This is a genomic window from Hanstruepera sp. CR43 (assembly GCF_055227665.1).
Genome location: NZ_CP200078.1, coordinates 319,741 through 335,897 on the forward strand (window position 1 = coordinate 319,741; position 16,157 = coordinate 335,897).

Sequence of the window (16,157 nt, forward strand, 5' to 3'; positions counted from 1 at the left end):
AGTTATTAGTAAAAAGCCCGAATGATCTATAGATAGTTCGGGTTTTTTTAATTGACAAAATACATGTCAACTTCCTTATTGCCCTTTATGATTTGCTTTCCGCGATATTCGCAGGGTATGGACTCCTTAATCAATCGATAGGTATCCTCCGAAATATTGATTTTCCCTTGTAAACCGGAACCTTCTAATCGACTCGCCAAATTGACGGTATTTCCCCATAGATCATAGGCAAACTTATCGTTTCCAACAATACCTGCCACCACAGGACCCGAATGGATTCCAATGCGCATTTGCCATTTAATAGGGCGCTTATTATTTCGGTCCTCAATGAAGTTTAACATCTTTCTGGCAACCACTATACATCTAAAGGCATGTTCGTTGTGGGGTTCTGGTAACCCACAGACAGCCATATAGGAATCGCCAATGGTTTTTATTTTTTCCAGTTCCTGTTCTTTTATCAAACTATCAAAATGGAAGAAAATATCGTTCAATTCTTCAACCAATTCCTTTGGTGAAATTTCAGATGCAATCTTGGTAAACTCCACAAAATCTGTAAAAATCACACTGACATTTTCATGACGCACCGGAACACTATAACCATTATCCAATAACTCTCTGGCTATCTTTTTAGGCAAGATGTTAAACAGTAACTTTTCAGTTTTATCCTTTTCTTTTTCCAACAATAGGGTTTTCTCCTTTAGTTCCTGTGTCCTTTGTTCTACCAGGGCCGTTAATCGATTGTTTCTTGCCTGTAGTGCATCCAAGGGAAAGGCTTCACCATCGCCTTGGTCTTCCGAAGGTATGGATAAATGTATATGGGAAATCAGCCATTTGTTGTTCTTAAACACCAAAATATTGGTAAATCTTAAAAACAGTTTAAAATGATTGTTATTATCGTCATAGAATTCCACATGGGTTTCCGCTTCAACATGTCCTACCGTATCCGATAATAGCCTGACATTCTCATAAAGATAGTTGATTGTGAGCGGGTTCTTAAACTCCGTAAAATCACACTCAAAGTTATACTTTACATTATCAAAACTATTACCAAATTCGTGTTCGCCCGTTCCAAAAGCACTGATGTTTTCATCCAAAAAGGGAAGAATTTTATCCAGTGTATCTTTACCAAACTCGCGTTTTGCCCAAATTCCCCAAAAGGCTTTGAACGTTTTTAGAATGTCCTGTTTAAGATGTTCCATAGTGATTATAGCATTTATTCCAGTGTTTCCATATTTTTGATTTTACGATGGCTTTTATAGCGCTTGCAAAAATCGGTATGGTAGTGGTGATTGGTTAAAAACTCCTTTTGAATGGTATTCCATTTTCGCTTTGTTAATGATGGGTCCAAATATTTCAATTCTTGGTACAATCTGTCACTACCCATTTTAAAACGCGCTGTCCCCAAATATTCCAAATCGGCATCGGCTAAAATGGCCTCTAAATGGTTTTGTGGGTTCTGGGGTATTTTGGTGGCCATAATCATACCGCAAATAGCTTGCATGTCCTCACTTGTCAGGCTATATTTTTTTAGTTTTGCCCTGGCAATCTTACAGCCTTCCTGTTCATGTTCTTTGTAGGTATTTATAAAACCCATATCATGATACAGAGCTGCTATTTTCAAGAGCACCATTTCGCTTTCTGATACACCTTCCTTTTTACCAATGTGTATGACCTTATCAAACACATACAGGGTGTGCTCCAAAGAGTGGTAGGTTAAATGCTCTGGTAGCTTTTCAGCCAAAAGGTCCAGCGCTTCACCATACAGGTTTTGAAACTCGATTTGGGTCATACTAGTGTGCTTTACGTTTTTTAACAATACCACCACTTATTTCACCTATGTTCTGCACATAGGTAAAGGCAGCAGGATCGGCTTGTGCAATGGCTTTCTTGATTTTATGGACTTCCAAACGGGAAACCACGGTTACAATAATATCGCAATCGTGCTTGACGTTAAAAGAACCTGGCAAGTTACCACGTTCACCTTTATAAACGGTTATAGCCTTATTAAAATCGTTGACTATAAGCTGTTTGACTAAATCTGAATTGGGTGAAATAATGGTTAGTGAAATGAGTTTCTCAAAACCATCGACCACGTAATCTGAAACCTTTAATGCTGTGTAATAGGTTACAATGGAATACATGGCTTTCTCCAAGCCCAAGTAGAATGCAATGATGAGAAATATGGTGGTATTGATGGCCATGATGATTTCGTTGGTTGAGAGACCGAATTTTTTATTGGAATATTCGGCTATGACTTCCAAACCATCAATAACACCGCCTCCACGAATAACAAACCCAATGCCCAAACCTACAAACACACCGCCAAAAACAGCCGTTAGGAAATGGTCTTTTGTAATTTCAGGAACCGGTAACAGATTCATAACAATACCCAACAGAATGACCGCCAAGAAAGCGTGTGCGGCAAAGTTTTTGCCTATTTTTTTGTAGCCAATGTACACAAATGGCAAGTTTAACACCACCAAGGGGATGCTCACGTCTATATGGTAGAATTCATGAATTAAAATGGAAATTCCCAGGAGGCCACCATCCAAGAAGTGATTGGGAATCATAAAGCCTTTAATGGCTACCACGGCACATACCACACCAATGATGGTTAAGGCGATAGATTTGAATGAAAATATGGTTTTGAAACTAAAGGGTTCCGAACTGTTTGAACTCATAGATACTTATATAAAATGCAGTAGCCTTGCGAAGTAAACAGTAGACATTTGGGAAACTATGCTTATAGCTTCACTAAAATATAAAAAATAATGATGGTTCGTTACTTTAGCTGCCTCAATTTATTACAGACGCCCACTAACCCCTATTGGCTTGGGTAATTGGGAATATTCAATCCCAGAATGATATCGTGCTGGGCTACCTGCATACCATTCTTTGGAGTGGGTTTTAAAATGCCACTGCCGCCTCTATTAGACATATTACCTCGCTGGGCATTGGTGAGAAAAGGATCATCATCAAAGACCCATTCATCTATATAATACGGATGCTCCAATTGCGGTTCTTTAATGGCGGGATGAATGTGCGCCATAATCTGGGTATTGGGATAACTGGCTGGCCTGACCGTATAAATGGCGTAATGGCCTTGGCTGTCGGTCTTGACCCAACCACGCATATAGCCATGGCGCGCTACCCGACTATCTAAGGTTTGGCTATTGGGGTATTTGCCGTAAACGTCTGTATGGTAGTAGTACAAAATGATATTGGGAGCCGGTGTTTTGCCATCGCGTTTATAAATGGTTCCGGTAACTAGAAGCTTTTGCCCTTGTTGTTGCCAAGCTACACAAGTATCGATTGCTTGAATGTTTTGGGGCATGCCAATAAACATGAAGTCACGATTCTCAAAAGGACCGCCTACTATGGCATTTGGCGAATTTGTTGATTGGGCGGTGCTTGTTACCTGTTTGGTTTGACCTTGGCAAGCGCATACCAAAAAGCCTATCGCAAGCAGGATACTTGATTTGATTGTTGTAGAACCCATAGCCTTATTGTTTTGTTTGTTAGGAAGTTACAAATAAGCCTTATGGAACTGTGATAAAATACTGTTAATTAACATGCTTTAAGGACTCATAACCCTGACAGGACTTATACACGGCTTATCTACGGCTTATCTCCAAAAAGCCGTGTGCTGTTAACCATAATAAAAATAATTATATGCAATCATGAGCCTCCAAAAGCAAACTTATTATACAAAATTGATACCCGTTAAGTTGGAACAAAAGTTCCTATTATCCCGAAAATAGCACCCAAAAATGAGTATATTTATCCACATATAACGAGTTGGCAATAATTATAGAAATATGAAATACAAACTTTTTATTTTACTGATGTGTTTGAGCTCATTTGCTATTTCACAAGAAATATCTATTGAAGACTTCAAAGAACTTAATAATGTTCAAGCTGAAATAGGGAAAAGTTCTCGAAAGAAAAAAGCTGAAAAATTTGAAGAATTGTTCAATTCTCATGATAAAACGGAATTTAAAAAAATCATGTTTGAGTATTTAAAGTCAACGGATTACAAAAACATTCATGATTACTTTTGGTATAGTATGTTTTTAATGGACGATTATTATAATTCACTTATTGATAAAGAACTGACTTTAGAAATTCTTCAAGCAGGAAAAATTGAAATAGAAAAAAGGCTGAAAAACGAAAATAATACTGAAGAACAGGAATTGTATTTATCAATGACCAGATGCCAAGTTCTATGGTTAAGTGGAATTTATTACTTCAATGAAAATGAATTGAATAGAGGTGGTGAATTTTTTGATTTGGCATATGAAAATCCAAATTGCATACATGCTTTCCCAGGAACAAGTAAAGAGGAAAAAGAGGAAATTTATAAGAAATATTCAGAATACAGAAAGAATTAACTATTGCCAACAATGGCTATAATTCATTGCTTCCGACTTTCCTATCGGAAAGTCCTCGCAAATTTGCTATCTTCGGTTTTCTGCGGAAAATCCTCGCGGATTTTCACGCAACGAAACCATAGCCAAAACCGTTAGGCTTCATGCAGGGCGACAGTGCCTAACGATTTACAACTATGAACTAAATTTGACCTTTTATTTAATTGGATATATTTGACGAATTGTAAATTCTATAATAAATATGAAGAAATTTCATCTAATACTTACAGTAGTTGCACTTAGCTTTTTAGGATGTTCTGAGAGTAAAAAGCAAGAAACAAATCTGTTAAAACTATGGTATGATAAGCCGGCTGAAGTTTGGGAAGAGGCGCTGCCTCTTGGAAATGGTCGATTAGGAGCAATGGTTTTTGGAACGGTAAGCAAGGAACATTTGCAACTTAATGAGGAGACTGTTTGGGCCGGAGAACCCGGTAATAATCTGCCTAAAGGATTTAAGGAGATATTACCCCAGATACGTAAACTAATATTCGAAGGGAAATATAAAGAGGCCGAGCAAATTACCATGTCTCGAGTGCCTAGGCATGCTCCTGAGGGGAATAACTACGGAATGCCTTATCAAACAGTAGGAGACTTGTATATTGATTTTCCAGGACATGAGAACGTAAGCAGTTACTATCGTGAGTTGGATATTAAAAACGCTATTAGTTCTACACACTATAAGCTTAATGGCGTTCAATACAATCGAGAATATTTTATCTCAGCACCTGACCAAATTATAGTTATGCGTATTTCTGCTTCTGAAAATGGGAAAATAAGTTGTATGTTAAAAGCTGATTCTCCTCATTCAATATTCAGTGTAACGGTGGATGGAGAGCAATTGGTGATGAACGGGAAAAGTGGCGATATGGATAATAAAACCGGTAAGGTTGAATTTGAAACAATTGTTAAACCTGTTGCTGTAGGTGGCACCATTAAAGCGGGAAGCAATACTGTCACTATTCAAAATGCTGATGAATTGACATTGTTTGTATCCATAGGAACAAACTTCAAAAATTATAAGGATATTTCGGGCGATGCATCTCAAATTGCAAAGGACTATCTAAACAAGGCTATTTCAAAGGATTATAATGAGATAAAGCAAGCTCATATAGCTGATTATCGAACTTATTTTGATCGGGTTGAGCTAGATTTGGGAATTACAGACTCAATACTCAACCCTCTGAATCAGCGGATTGTCGACTTTAATTCGGGATACGATCCCCAGTTGGTTTCCCTTTATTTTCAGTTTGGTCGTTACTTGTTAATATCATCCTCTCGTCCGGGCGGGCAGCCAGCTAACTTACAAGGAATTTGGAATCACCAGATTAAACCAGCCTGGGATAGTAAATATACAGTTAACATTAATACTGAAATGAATTATTGGCCGGCAGAACCCACGAATTTGCCAGAAATGCACGAATCGCTTTTTTCAATGTTGCATGATTTGGCTGAAGTGGGGCAGCAAACAGCCAGGGATATGTATGGTGTTGAAGGTTGGGCTATGCATCACAACACTGATGTTTGGCGAATAACAGGGCCTATTGATGGTGCTTTTTATGGTATGTGGCCAATGGGAGGAGCCTGGTTGAGCCAGCATCTTTGGTATCATTACCAATATTCAGGAGACACTAAATTTCTTAAGGAAGTTTATCCTATCCTTAAAGGTGCTGCGCAGTTCTATAGCCAGGTGCTTCAGGAGAAACCCACTAATGGTTATCTGGTTGTTACCCCAAGTATGTCGCCAGAAAACAGACACCCGTTTGGTACATCAATGGCCGCAGGAAACACAATGGATAATCAGTTGGTGTTTGATGTATTTTCAAACCTGATTACTGCGGCCAAGATCCTTGACGTAGATGCTGACTTTGCTTCAATAGTAGAGAAAAAAAGATCGTTGTTACCGCCTATGCAGATTGGCCAACATGCTCAATTACAGGAGTGGTTGGAGGATTGGGATCGAAAAGATGATAAGCACCGTCATGTGTCTCATCTTTATGGTTTGTTTCCTTCTAATCAAATCTCGCCACTTGCACATCCAGAACTTTTTCAGGCTGCAAAAAACTCACTAATTTACCGAGGTGATAAATCAACAGGATGGTCAATGGGCTGGAAAGTGAATCTTTGGGCGCGTTTGTTAGATGGTGATCGTGCATTTAAACTCATAAAAGACCAGTTATCGCCGGCTCCAAAAGAGAAGAAAGGCTCCAATGGAGGAACATACCCTAATTTATTTGATGCCCATCCTCCGTTTCAGATTGACGGGAATTTTGGTTGTACTTCGGGTATCGCCGAAATGTTAGTGCAGTCCTATGATGGTTGCATTTATTTGCTACCTGCACTACCAAAGGAAATGTCCGAAGGTTCTGTAAAAGGCTTACGCACCGTTGGAGGTTTTACAATTGACCTTAGCTGGAACAATGGGCAGGTAAGGGAACTCGTGGTGTATTCAAGTTTGGGAGGGAATTGTCGTCTGCGTTTAACGAACACGTTAACAGGGGAAATGGAATTAAAAACGGTTGAAGAAGGTTCGGAGAATCCTAATCCATTTTTCCAAGTTCCTGAGATAAAGTCCCCAATCGTGAGTCAAAAAGCGGATCTGAAAGCATTGGAATTGCCTGTCACTAGTTTGTTCGATTTTGAAACTAAAAAGGGAGCTGTATATAAATTCTTTGCTAAAAATTAGTAATACCAACCTTACGATGGTTTTTGAGTTCTTAATATAGGTTGTATTAAAAGTGGTGTATGAAAAATTATTTTTGATGACAACTAAAAGCACGATAGTCTAACAATGTGTATAGGAAATAAGAGCTTCAGAGGTTTTCGAGCATTATCACCCGCATCAAAGTTGGGTGGTAACTTGATAGGTTTGAAGCTCGCAATCCCTTACGATACCATACACTGAACGTTATATTACATTTAAAAAAATGAAACGATTAATAAAATTCATAGAAAAGAATATTTCAGGCAAAAAGGTTTTAGGGCTTTTTATCTTGACCAATCTTGTTTACACCTTTATGCTGACTGTTACAATTCCCAAAACAATGGAATTCTCTAACGGAATGAAATTATTGGATATGATGCCCACAGGATATGATTTGAATTATGTAAGTGAATTATTTACTTCGCTTGGAGAAAATGGACGTTTGACCTATCTAACCAACCAAATACCTGTTGATATGATTTACCCATTGCTATTCGGACTTTCTTACTGTCTGCTTTTGGGATATTTTTTGAAAAAATTGAAAAAATTAAATTCCCCGTATATTTATCTCTGCCTATTACCAATAATTGCCGGAATTGCAGATTATTTGGAAAATATCGGAATTATCATAATACTTAAAAACTATCCCGAATTGAAAGGGTCTGTAGTTTATACAACTAACATATTTTCTGTTATAAAAAGCATTTCAACAAGTATATTTTTTATTGCGTTAATAGTAGTCTTAATAACACTTGGAATTAAAGTTTTAAACAGAAAAACAAGTACAAACATCGTGTAAAAATAATTGCTTGGTTCTAGCCTAATCGGAAAATCCTTTGGATTTTCCTTTGGTCCGTTCCATTTTTAGTAAGTTAGTTGCTTGCACACGCAACGAAATCATACACACCGTTGTAGGTAATTTTGACCAAATCGATGAAAAACATTTTACCATTAATATTAATACTGAATTTTGGTTCCTTATTTTCTCAATCAAAAGAGAATAAATTAGAACTTAATGACACTTGGTTTGGAGGAGAAACCGAAAACAATGGAAAGCCAGTAATTATTCGTGGAAGACAGCATTTAAAGAATTTTATTGACTCAAAACAATACACGGAACACGTTGAATTCGTTTGGACATTTGAAACGGAGACTGAAAACGGAATCCCAACGCCTGAAGAGAATATCTTTATGCAAAAAGTTGAAGATGCACTAATTGAAATTCTGGAACCTGACTTACAGTCTGTATTGACAATCGTTTATACACACAATGGAATTCGCTCATCTATTTTCTACACTAAATCTGTACCTGAATTCCTAAAATGGATTAACAAAGCTTTGTCGGAATTTAAAAAACTGCCGATTGAAATTACAAATGGAAAGGATATTGAATGGGAATTATATACTGGAATTTTAAAGAGTTACGAACTCGAACTGAAATAAATTACAGCTGACTGAATGAACCTTGAACAAAAAAATGCAGAAAAACGCAAAAATGAACCTTTGAGTAATTCAGAAGCTTTAAGGTTCTTTTTCATTCCTGTTGGTTTTGCTAAACTCAACAAATGGAAAAACACCGACTTTAATGAATCTGAAATAGAACGATTTAAAAAATTCGGATTTGAACGTAAAATCAAGCAAGCATCTGAAATAAGAATATTTGGAATAATATTTTATATTTCAATAGCAATAATATTAGCGTATTTAATAAAATAAAAAACTACCTACAACAACGGCTATAATCCATTGCTCGCTAAATGCTAAACCGAAAAACATTAACTTTAATCCAGTAACTGACGGTTATACGAGACCGCTGTGCGCAACCAAGGAAAAACATATTGACTGAAACAAAAGACATATTTCTAAATGAAAATTTGAGACGTGGAGGGTTTTATGAATTATGCATTCAAGTTTGTCCTGGTGCAAATATGGAGCCGATAAAAAAGTACATGGATTATATAAAGTCTCTCGAAAACGTTGATGGCCCATTTGATAGAAATTTTGAGTTAACAACTATAGATATTGAAAATTTTGAACACGAGTGGGTTTTAAGTTTAGAAAATTATACTATTCCTTTTAAGACCTTTAATATACACGAAAATGAACCGATTGAAACAGGATTTAATTGGTTTGATATTTCGTTTTACACATCAACAATAGAAGAAATTTTTGGACCTGAATACCAAACGTGGACTGAAAACCCAAAATGCCCGACAGAATTAACGGGATTTTTAAGAAAAACTCTGTTTGACTTGAACAGTATTCATAAATTTCAAATGGCAATGATTGATTTTGAGATTTCTGGACAATATTATTTAGCGGATTTAAATACTGATTTCATTAATTGGACAAATTCCAAATTCTTTGTGAACAAGGAAAATTCTCATTTGATTTCAGAACGAAACAGAAATGTTGTAGAAATAATAAAATAAAATGGCAGTGCACAACACCGTGTATAACTCATTTAGATCTTACTTCGAACTTCGTACTTCGTGCTCGTGACATTCGTCGCAAATAAGCCTAACCAAAAAATGCTATCTTTAACTTGACTATCATAACAAAAAACAGGTGTCTAAATGAAATATTTATTTTTACTAATTGTGCTACCTACCACGGCATTACATGCTCAAACCGAATTAAACTTTGACAAACGCTTTGTTGAAAGCGAAGATAAATGGGTGGCTTTTCAAAAAAATGAAGCTGGGTCATATCCTTTTGGATTTATCTATATTGATTCGCAGGCAGGTTTAACCTTGAATTACGAAGGAACTTTTAAAATTTCAAAGACCGGTGAGTTTATACCATCAAAAATCGATAACACGAGTATGAAAGCCAGACTAGAACCCAATAATGTTTTAGTTGCTTTTATTCCTGAACAAAAATTTAATGAACTAAAAATTGACTCAATACCTGATTGGTTGAAACACTATAAAACTGATGTAAACTCTATAGAAAGACTATACAAATGGGGATATATGTATAATGGCTGGAATGAATGTGCAAAGGCGTTAACGTTTCTCGAAAAAGCAAAAACCATTGATCCGAAATATAAAGGACTGGCCGTGGAACTTGCTTTTTCCTACAATTGCCTAAAAGAGTATGATAAAGCAGAAAGTATTTTAGAAGAGGATATTAAAACAAACACATCAGATGCTTATGTAAGTAAAGAGTACATTTACACTTTAACAAAAACCAACAAAATTGACAAAGCCATTCAACAATATACTTCGGCTCAAGAAACGGTAAAAAACAAACAATATGATGCTGAAAATTGTTATAACATTTTACAATATTTTTACTTTCAAAAGGACAAGGAGCATTTTAATAAATGGTATACTGAACTTTCAAAGCTTGAGGTTCAAAACAACATGATTAGAGAGTATGCCGACAGAATGAAAAACGATTTAGACAAATAATACTAATACTTACATCCAAAAAGTAATGCCCTATTAACATAATATGACATCAGAAAAACCGTTAATTTAAAAAATGTCATAATGAAAAAATTGGTAGTTATTTTATTTATCTTTTTAGGTTCAACATTGGCTTTTGGAAAATGTGGTGCTGGAGGGCTTCAATTTTATCCAGAACAAAAAGAGATTAGTTTGAACACCATGTTCATTATTCAAGGTTATGCAAAAAGCCAAGAGAATATTATTGAATTCTACAAAAAAAGAGTGTACTTAATCAGTGAGAATGGAGAACTAATCGAACTAAAACTTCAAAAAATGTATAAAGGTCAAAAAGACCTAACACAAGCGATTTTTAAACCTGAAAAAGAGCTAAAACCCAACACTAAATATTTCCTCAAAAATCCAAACGACTCTATTGAATTCTATTCGCAATGGAACTCTGAAAAAAAAGAAAACGAAAACGTTTATTGGATAACAACTAATCTAAAGGAATCTAAGGCAATAAATCCTAACCTAAATATTGAATTCAACAAAACGGAAATTATTCAATATGGTTGTGGCCCTTCGGTGAATGCTATTTTTAACGTAAAAAATAATTCTGGTGGAGAGATATGGTACAAAACAGAAGTCATAAACTTGTCCAATAATAGAACGAACACATATTATATAAAAGACTTGGATGGAAAACTAAATGTTGGACACGGCATGTGTGCTGGAGCCTTTGCCTTTGACCGCAGTAGCAAATATAAAGTTAGGTTTACCCCAATGAACATAGATGGAAAAGAAATTGATGTAAGCAATTGGATAGAGTTTGAAAATCCATTTTTAAATGAAAAGTAAGATACTGTAACCAATAACAGCTATATTTAACTACACCGAATCTTCGATTAAAGCCGTAAAATCCCTAGCGACGCTCAAGGTCGTGCCTTACATACAGTTTTATGATTCCAGGTTTTTTACTGACCTAGAATTTCGGGTTTCATGTCGTACAAAATCTTGAGCACCTCCCCTTGTTCCGAATCACCATGATTTAGAGTTTTCATGGCGGCTAAAACATCATCCAATACAGCTATGAACTCGTCTGCATTGACATTCATACCTTTGTGAGCCCCTACCATGTCCTTACCGGTATAGGTTGGAACACCACTAAGGCCTGTACAGAAAAATTCGGTTGCACTATCCGTTAATTGATCTTGCGACATCTTGGCGTTTTGGAATCGGGTTGCGATAACTGGGTTGGCATAGTGGTTCGCTACAACTTGCTCGGTGAGTTTTCTAACACCATCCCGGCCACCCAAACGCTCAAATAAACTTGGTTGGTCCATTTTAATTCGTTTTTAATTAATATTACTAGTAATTTAAGCAAAAAAAATGAGAACTTGGGCAAACCACGACCCAGACGTTATAAGCAATCTATATGAAAACAGTCATTTTAATATTAATGATATTCTTTTTAGGATTTACTCAAAGTTTACAAGCAGGCTCTCAAAAAGAGACTACATATACACTGAAAGGCAGACTAATAAATGGATTTGACGAGCTGACACCGCTATGTGGGATTTTTGCTTGGGCAACTGTTATCGAGTTTGAGATAATTGAATTTTCTGATTCGGATTATACCCTAAAAAGCATCCCTGTAATTTTCCCTTGTCCTAGTCCTTATAACACCAAACTTTTTCAAGTTGGAGAAATCTATGAATTGATTTTGATTGAAAAAAATCAAGCTAAATTTGAATGGGCAATGCTAGGATCAAAGCAAGACATTTTGAATCAATATGACTTGAATAAAGAGTATTGGTTCCAAGATTGGAAAGAACTAAAAACCCAAACCAAAAAGCAGAAATTCGAGTCGAATGATAAATTTGATTCATTGAAAATTCCCGATTCTTTGGAATTAATTACTAGCAAAAACTTAAAAGGAGATTTTAACGGAGACAATAAAACGGACTTTGCCTCTATGGTTGAAAATAAAATAAATCATAAAATTGGAGTTTTAATACTTCATAATTCAGAGAATAGCCAAAGTATCGTATTTGGAGCAGGAAAAGCAATTTCTAAAATGACAGACTTGGATTGGATTTCAGTTTTTAAAATTCTCCCTAAAGGAGAAATAGTTTCACCAACTTTAGTCAACGAGGAAACTGGAGATATAATCGGTCAAGACAAAAGCAAGAGTTTTAAACTTATAGGTGATGGAATTTACATGAGCGTTGGTGAATCTCACGGTGGTGGAATTATATTTTGGAACGGTAATGAATATCAATGGTATCATATCGAATAAAAGCCATTTGCTAACAATATATAACCGAATTTATTCGTATAATTATAAATGCTCAAGTACTCATGAATCTCGTAAGTTCGATTTATTAATATCAGTACCTAATCCAAAATCACTATCTTAAAACCCGCAACTGACGGTTATACAAGACAGTTTTAGACAAATTTTGAAAAACAGATGAGATTTAAGCTAATAGCCATAATTTTTTTCGTTATTCAATCTATATTTTCTCAAGAAATAAAAGCTGAATTTGAAATTGAGATAATCAGAAAGAATAAAGCTGAATTTAATTTGGACTACAATTCTTTTGAACATCGATTTGAGAATTTTTACGAGGACGACTATTTTATTGTTAGAGATTCCTGCAGAGGCGAATTTGGCGGAATAGTTGAGTTTAAAAATAAACAGACGGGGCAAACTTACATAGCAAAAGCAACTTGTTCGTCTTCTTTAATAAAGTTAAACGGAAAGTATTACTTAACGACTTCATTAGCTCATCTTTCTGGATTTTCGGAAATTTATGAAATCATCAATCCTCAAAAGCTTGAAAAACTTAATGCGTATGACTCTCCTGAGGTAAAGTATATAAAAGGAAAATCCACTAAAGGACTAAAACTATTATATAAAAACATTGGCGAAACTATTTTGGTTAGCTTTCCTTACAAAAATGAGCTTTATCATATTTCAACTTACAATGATGGAACTTTTCTAACCAAAAGAAAAGGAACTGAATTAATTAAACTTCAAAAATTATTAGATTATAGAATTTTTACACTCCAAAGCAACATAAAAATTACGGCTGAAAATCATTACTTAAAGAATTTTATTACTCATCGCTATAAAGTAATTGGCTTTTTCAATGTAATAGGAAATAAAATTCAAGTAAATATTTATGAATGAAAACTAGCCAAATAACGTGGATAATTCATTACACCTGATTTTTTATTTCGGAATATTTGTAATTTGCTATCTTTTAATCCTTAATTAATTTAAATCTATTTTAAATGAAAAAAATATTGCTCGTTGTGATTGCCACTATTTGTACGATGGGAACCATACATGCCCAAAAAATCAAGTTTAAAAAAGGGAATGTACTTGTTGATGATGTTGAATGTCTCACTTATGAAAGTAATTCAACCACTGTTGAATTGGTAACTAAAGATGGCAATCAGAACCATTATTTTGAAATTCATACGTACTGGTGTTGGGCATAATGGTGGTTTATACAACAAAGTTGTTTTTGTTGAACAGGACAAATCTTTCACGTCCAAATCTTATATTTTCACCAAAGGCAATCTTACCAAGAAGTTGATTACTGAAGGTATTATAACTGATTGTATTGTTGATGAAAGCAAAATCGATAAATTCATTTTGAAATATGATGAGAATATTGAGGATACACTGGTGAGGTATTAGCTAATTCCGAATTCCATATTATGATTAAATCCGTGTTACTCATCTTACTGGGTCTGTTTTTTATTTTAAACGGCATTAACCATTTAATAAATCCGCATTTTTACGAGGAGTATGCTGCCAAGAAAGGCTTGGTTTCTCCTAAAATCATGGTCAAAATTAGTGGGATAGCCTTGATTTTTGGCGGACTATCAGTAGCTACTGGTTTCTTGTTGCTCATTGGTATTATTGGGCTTTCGCTGTTTTTGGTTATTACCTCCTTTACCATTCATCAATTCTGGAAAGAAGAAGGTCATGAAAAGAAACTATTAGAGGGTATGCATTTTGCTAAAAATATGGCCATATTGACCGAGCTATTATATATAGCAACTACTTAAACCATATCTTTTGGAGGTCCGTTTGGGTTTAGCTTCACAATGGATTATTTACTATCTTTAAGCATATTGAGCCAACAAAACCAAAGCATTATGATACTTCAGATTATCAAATTAAAATCCAATCTTCCGGAAGCTGAACTGTTACACAGAGCCAAAGACAGAAAACCCCAGTTTCAAGCTATTACGGGACTGCTGCAAAAATACTATGTTAAAACCCATGAACACGGTCAATATGCAGGTATATACGTATGGGATTCCAAAGACTCACTAGAAACATTTCGAACATCCGATTTGGCTAAAAGTATTCCTGCGGCTTATGAGATTATTGAAGCTCCGCATATTGAAATGATGGATATTCTGTTTCAATTACGGGATTAGTGCAGCATAACAAACATAAAACCCTTGTAACATTGAAAAATACTATTTTAATAGCTGCTCTGCTCGTTATAATGAGTTGTCAAAACAAGCAGGCGCAACCAGAAGACAGACATTCCAAAGAACCTGAACATAAGCATCAACATGATAACTCACCAAAGCATGAGGCGAATGCGCACATGCATCAATCATCAGTGAATGATTTGATTGAACGGTTTGAGTCGCCCGAACGGGATGCTTATCAAAAACCCGAGTTGGTTTTGGACTATTTAGGTCCGATTGCTGGTAAGCACATTATGGACATTGGTGCCGGATCGGGTTATTTTTCGGTGAAACTTGCTGATAAAGGTGCCCAGGTGATAGCAGCCGATGTGGATGATGAGTTTCTTGACTATTTACGCAACCGTGTTAAAACCCAACAGTTACAGAATATCGAGGTGCGTAAAATCCCTTATGATTCGCCAGATTTAAAAGATCAAGAGGTCGATATGGTTTTCATTGTGAATACCTATCATCATATCGAAAATCGTCCGACCTATTTTAAAAAAGTCAAGCAAGGAACCAAACCCGAAGGTGAATTGGTACTTATTGATTTTTTTAAAACGGAGCTGCCTGTTGGCCCACCAGTAGATCATAAACTATCTATGGACACGGTCATTACGGAACTAAAAGAAGCTGGTTACACCACATTTGACATCAATGTTGAACTGTTGCCTTATCAATTTATTATAAAAGCGCAGTAACCAACAAACTAGCATCTTGAATAAAGCATATAGCATACTATTCTTTGGGTTTTTATCAGTCATCATGGGTATTGGTAAAGATGAGTCAGAACTCATTCCGTCAGAAATAAAACTCCTGGTTGGTGGTATCCTGATTGTTTATGGTATATTCTTAATGTATCAATCAAAATCAAACGCTGAAGAGCCTAATCGCTTTAAAGGGCGTTTTGGTAAGAAAGGACGATCGTATATTTTCTTGGCCATTGGCATTTTGTTGATTAAATCGCCTTCCATTTTTGACCCAAATTATGAATATACTTTGCATATTATTAGTATCACCATCTTCTGTTTAGGCTTTGGTTTTATAATTTATGGCTTAAATGTATTCTTCAAAGAAAAACGCGATAAAAAAGAAAGTGGGTCCATTGAATAATCAATCATTAAATAACTT

Annotated in this window: 21 protein-coding genes; 16 read left to right on the top strand and 5 right to left on the bottom strand. The window is 35.5% G+C overall.

The genetic code is table 11. The features are described from left to right. Nucleotides 1-47: 47 nt before the first annotated feature. The 4 genes from ACKXGU_RS01405 to ACKXGU_RS01420 form a co-directional block, all read right to left on the bottom strand. The gene (locus ACKXGU_RS01405) at nt 48-1,199 is read right to left on the bottom strand and encodes an adenylate/guanylate cyclase domain-containing protein (protein ID WP_463466302.1); all 1,152 of its coding nucleotides are present in this window, start codon (nt 1,197-1,199) and stop codon (nt 48-50) included. Between the two features lie 14 nt (nt 1,200-1,213). Continuing rightward, nucleotides 1,214-1,789, bottom strand: a complete 576-nt coding sequence (locus ACKXGU_RS01410) for an HD domain-containing protein (protein WP_463466303.1) — start codon at nt 1,787-1,789, stop codon at nt 1,214-1,216. A 1-nt stretch (nt 1,790) separates the two neighbouring features. Then, nucleotides 1,791-2,681 (bottom strand): YitT family protein, encoded by an 891-nt coding sequence (locus tag ACKXGU_RS01415; protein ID WP_463466304.1) that lies wholly within the window; start codon nt 2,679-2,681, stop codon nt 1,791-1,793. 143 nt (nt 2,682-2,824) lie between these two features. Beyond that, nucleotides 2,825-3,499: a dioxygenase family protein gene (locus ACKXGU_RS01420; RefSeq protein ID WP_463466305.1), complete on the bottom strand. Its 675-nt coding sequence runs from the start codon at nt 3,497-3,499 to the stop codon at nt 2,825-2,827. Nucleotides 3,500-3,818: 319 nt separating this feature from the next. Here ACKXGU_RS01420 and ACKXGU_RS01425 point away from each other — a divergent pair, with 319 nt between their 5' ends. The 8 genes from ACKXGU_RS01425 (at nt 3,819) to ACKXGU_RS01460 (ending at nt 11,381) form a co-directional block, all read left to right on the top strand. After that, complete coding sequence (locus ACKXGU_RS01425; protein WP_463466306.1) at nt 3,819-4,391, top strand: hypothetical protein; 573 nt, start codon at nt 3,819-3,821, stop codon at nt 4,389-4,391. Between the two features lie 238 nt (nt 4,392-4,629). After that, nucleotides 4,630-7,110, top strand: coding sequence for a glycoside hydrolase family 95 protein (locus ACKXGU_RS01430; RefSeq protein WP_463466307.1), 2,481 nt, complete (start codon nt 4,630-4,632; stop codon nt 7,108-7,110). A 241-nt stretch (nt 7,111-7,351) separates the two neighbouring features. Further along, complete coding sequence (locus tag ACKXGU_RS01435; RefSeq protein ID WP_463466308.1) at nt 7,352-7,927, top strand: hypothetical protein; 576 nt, start codon at nt 7,352-7,354, stop codon at nt 7,925-7,927. 134 nt (nt 7,928-8,061) lie between these two features. Next, nucleotides 8,062-8,571, top strand: a complete 510-nt coding sequence (locus ACKXGU_RS01440) for a DUF695 domain-containing protein (RefSeq protein WP_463466309.1) — start codon at nt 8,062-8,064, stop codon at nt 8,569-8,571. A 15-nt stretch (nt 8,572-8,586) separates the two neighbouring features. After that, nucleotides 8,587-8,844: a hypothetical protein gene (locus ACKXGU_RS01445; RefSeq protein ID WP_463466310.1), complete on the top strand. Its 258-nt coding sequence runs from the start codon at nt 8,587-8,589 to the stop codon at nt 8,842-8,844. Between the two features lie 233 nt (nt 8,845-9,077). Next, on the top strand, nt 9,078-9,560 hold the full coding sequence (locus ACKXGU_RS01450; RefSeq protein ID WP_463466311.1) for a hypothetical protein: 483 nt from the start codon (nt 9,078-9,080) through the stop codon (nt 9,558-9,560). A gap of 144 nt (nt 9,561-9,704) precedes the next feature. Then, nucleotides 9,705-10,544: a tetratricopeptide repeat protein gene (locus ACKXGU_RS01455; RefSeq protein WP_463466312.1), complete on the top strand. Its 840-nt coding sequence runs from the start codon at nt 9,705-9,707 to the stop codon at nt 10,542-10,544. Nucleotides 10,545-10,625: 81 nt separating this feature from the next. Beyond that, a complete protein-coding gene (locus tag ACKXGU_RS01460) occupies nt 10,626-11,381 on the top strand; it encodes a hypothetical protein (RefSeq protein ID WP_463466313.1) in 756 nt (251 codons plus the stop codon). Nucleotides 11,382-11,497: 116 nt separating this feature from the next. Here the strand turns inward: ACKXGU_RS01460 and ACKXGU_RS01465 are convergent, their stop codons facing one another. Beyond that, entirely contained in the window at nt 11,498-11,866 is a 369-nt protein-coding gene (locus tag ACKXGU_RS01465; RefSeq protein WP_463466314.1) for a group I truncated hemoglobin, read from the bottom strand. Nucleotides 11,867-11,958: 92 nt separating this feature from the next. Here ACKXGU_RS01465 and ACKXGU_RS01470 point away from each other — a divergent pair, with 92 nt between their 5' ends. From ACKXGU_RS01470 to ACKXGU_RS01505, 8 genes are all read left to right on the top strand, one after another. Continuing rightward, a complete protein-coding gene (locus ACKXGU_RS01470; protein WP_463466315.1) occupies nt 11,959-12,822 on the top strand; it encodes a hypothetical protein in 864 nt (287 codons plus the stop codon). 174 nt (nt 12,823-12,996) lie between these two features. Continuing rightward, entirely contained in the window at nt 12,997-13,719 is a 723-nt protein-coding gene (locus ACKXGU_RS01475) for a hypothetical protein (protein ID WP_463466316.1), read from the top strand. 104 nt (nt 13,720-13,823) lie between these two features. Further along, on the top strand, nt 13,824-14,033 hold the full coding sequence (locus ACKXGU_RS01480; RefSeq protein WP_463466317.1) for a hypothetical protein: 210 nt from the start codon (nt 13,824-13,826) through the stop codon (nt 14,031-14,033). After that, nucleotides 14,002-14,235, top strand: a complete 234-nt coding sequence (locus tag ACKXGU_RS01485; protein ID WP_463466318.1) for a hypothetical protein — start codon at nt 14,002-14,004, stop codon at nt 14,233-14,235. The genes ACKXGU_RS01480 and ACKXGU_RS01485 overlap by 32 nt, the downstream gene beginning before the upstream one ends. A 20-nt stretch (nt 14,236-14,255) precedes the next feature. Further along, entirely contained in the window at nt 14,256-14,609 is a 354-nt protein-coding gene (locus ACKXGU_RS01490; protein WP_463466319.1) for a DoxX family protein, read from the top strand. A gap of 90 nt (nt 14,610-14,699) precedes the next feature. Beyond that, complete coding sequence (locus tag ACKXGU_RS01495) at nt 14,700-14,987, top strand: hypothetical protein (protein ID WP_463466320.1); 288 nt, start codon at nt 14,700-14,702, stop codon at nt 14,985-14,987. A gap of 32 nt (nt 14,988-15,019) precedes the next feature. Beyond that, nucleotides 15,020-15,727, top strand: a complete 708-nt coding sequence (locus ACKXGU_RS01500; protein WP_463466321.1) for a class I SAM-dependent methyltransferase — start codon at nt 15,020-15,022, stop codon at nt 15,725-15,727. Nucleotides 15,728-15,743: 16 nt separating this feature from the next. Beyond that, the gene (locus ACKXGU_RS01505; protein WP_463466322.1) at nt 15,744-16,139 is read left to right on the top strand and encodes a hypothetical protein; all 396 of its coding nucleotides are present in this window, start codon (nt 15,744-15,746) and stop codon (nt 16,137-16,139) included. The last annotated feature ends 18 nt before the right edge of the window (nt 16,140-16,157 follow it).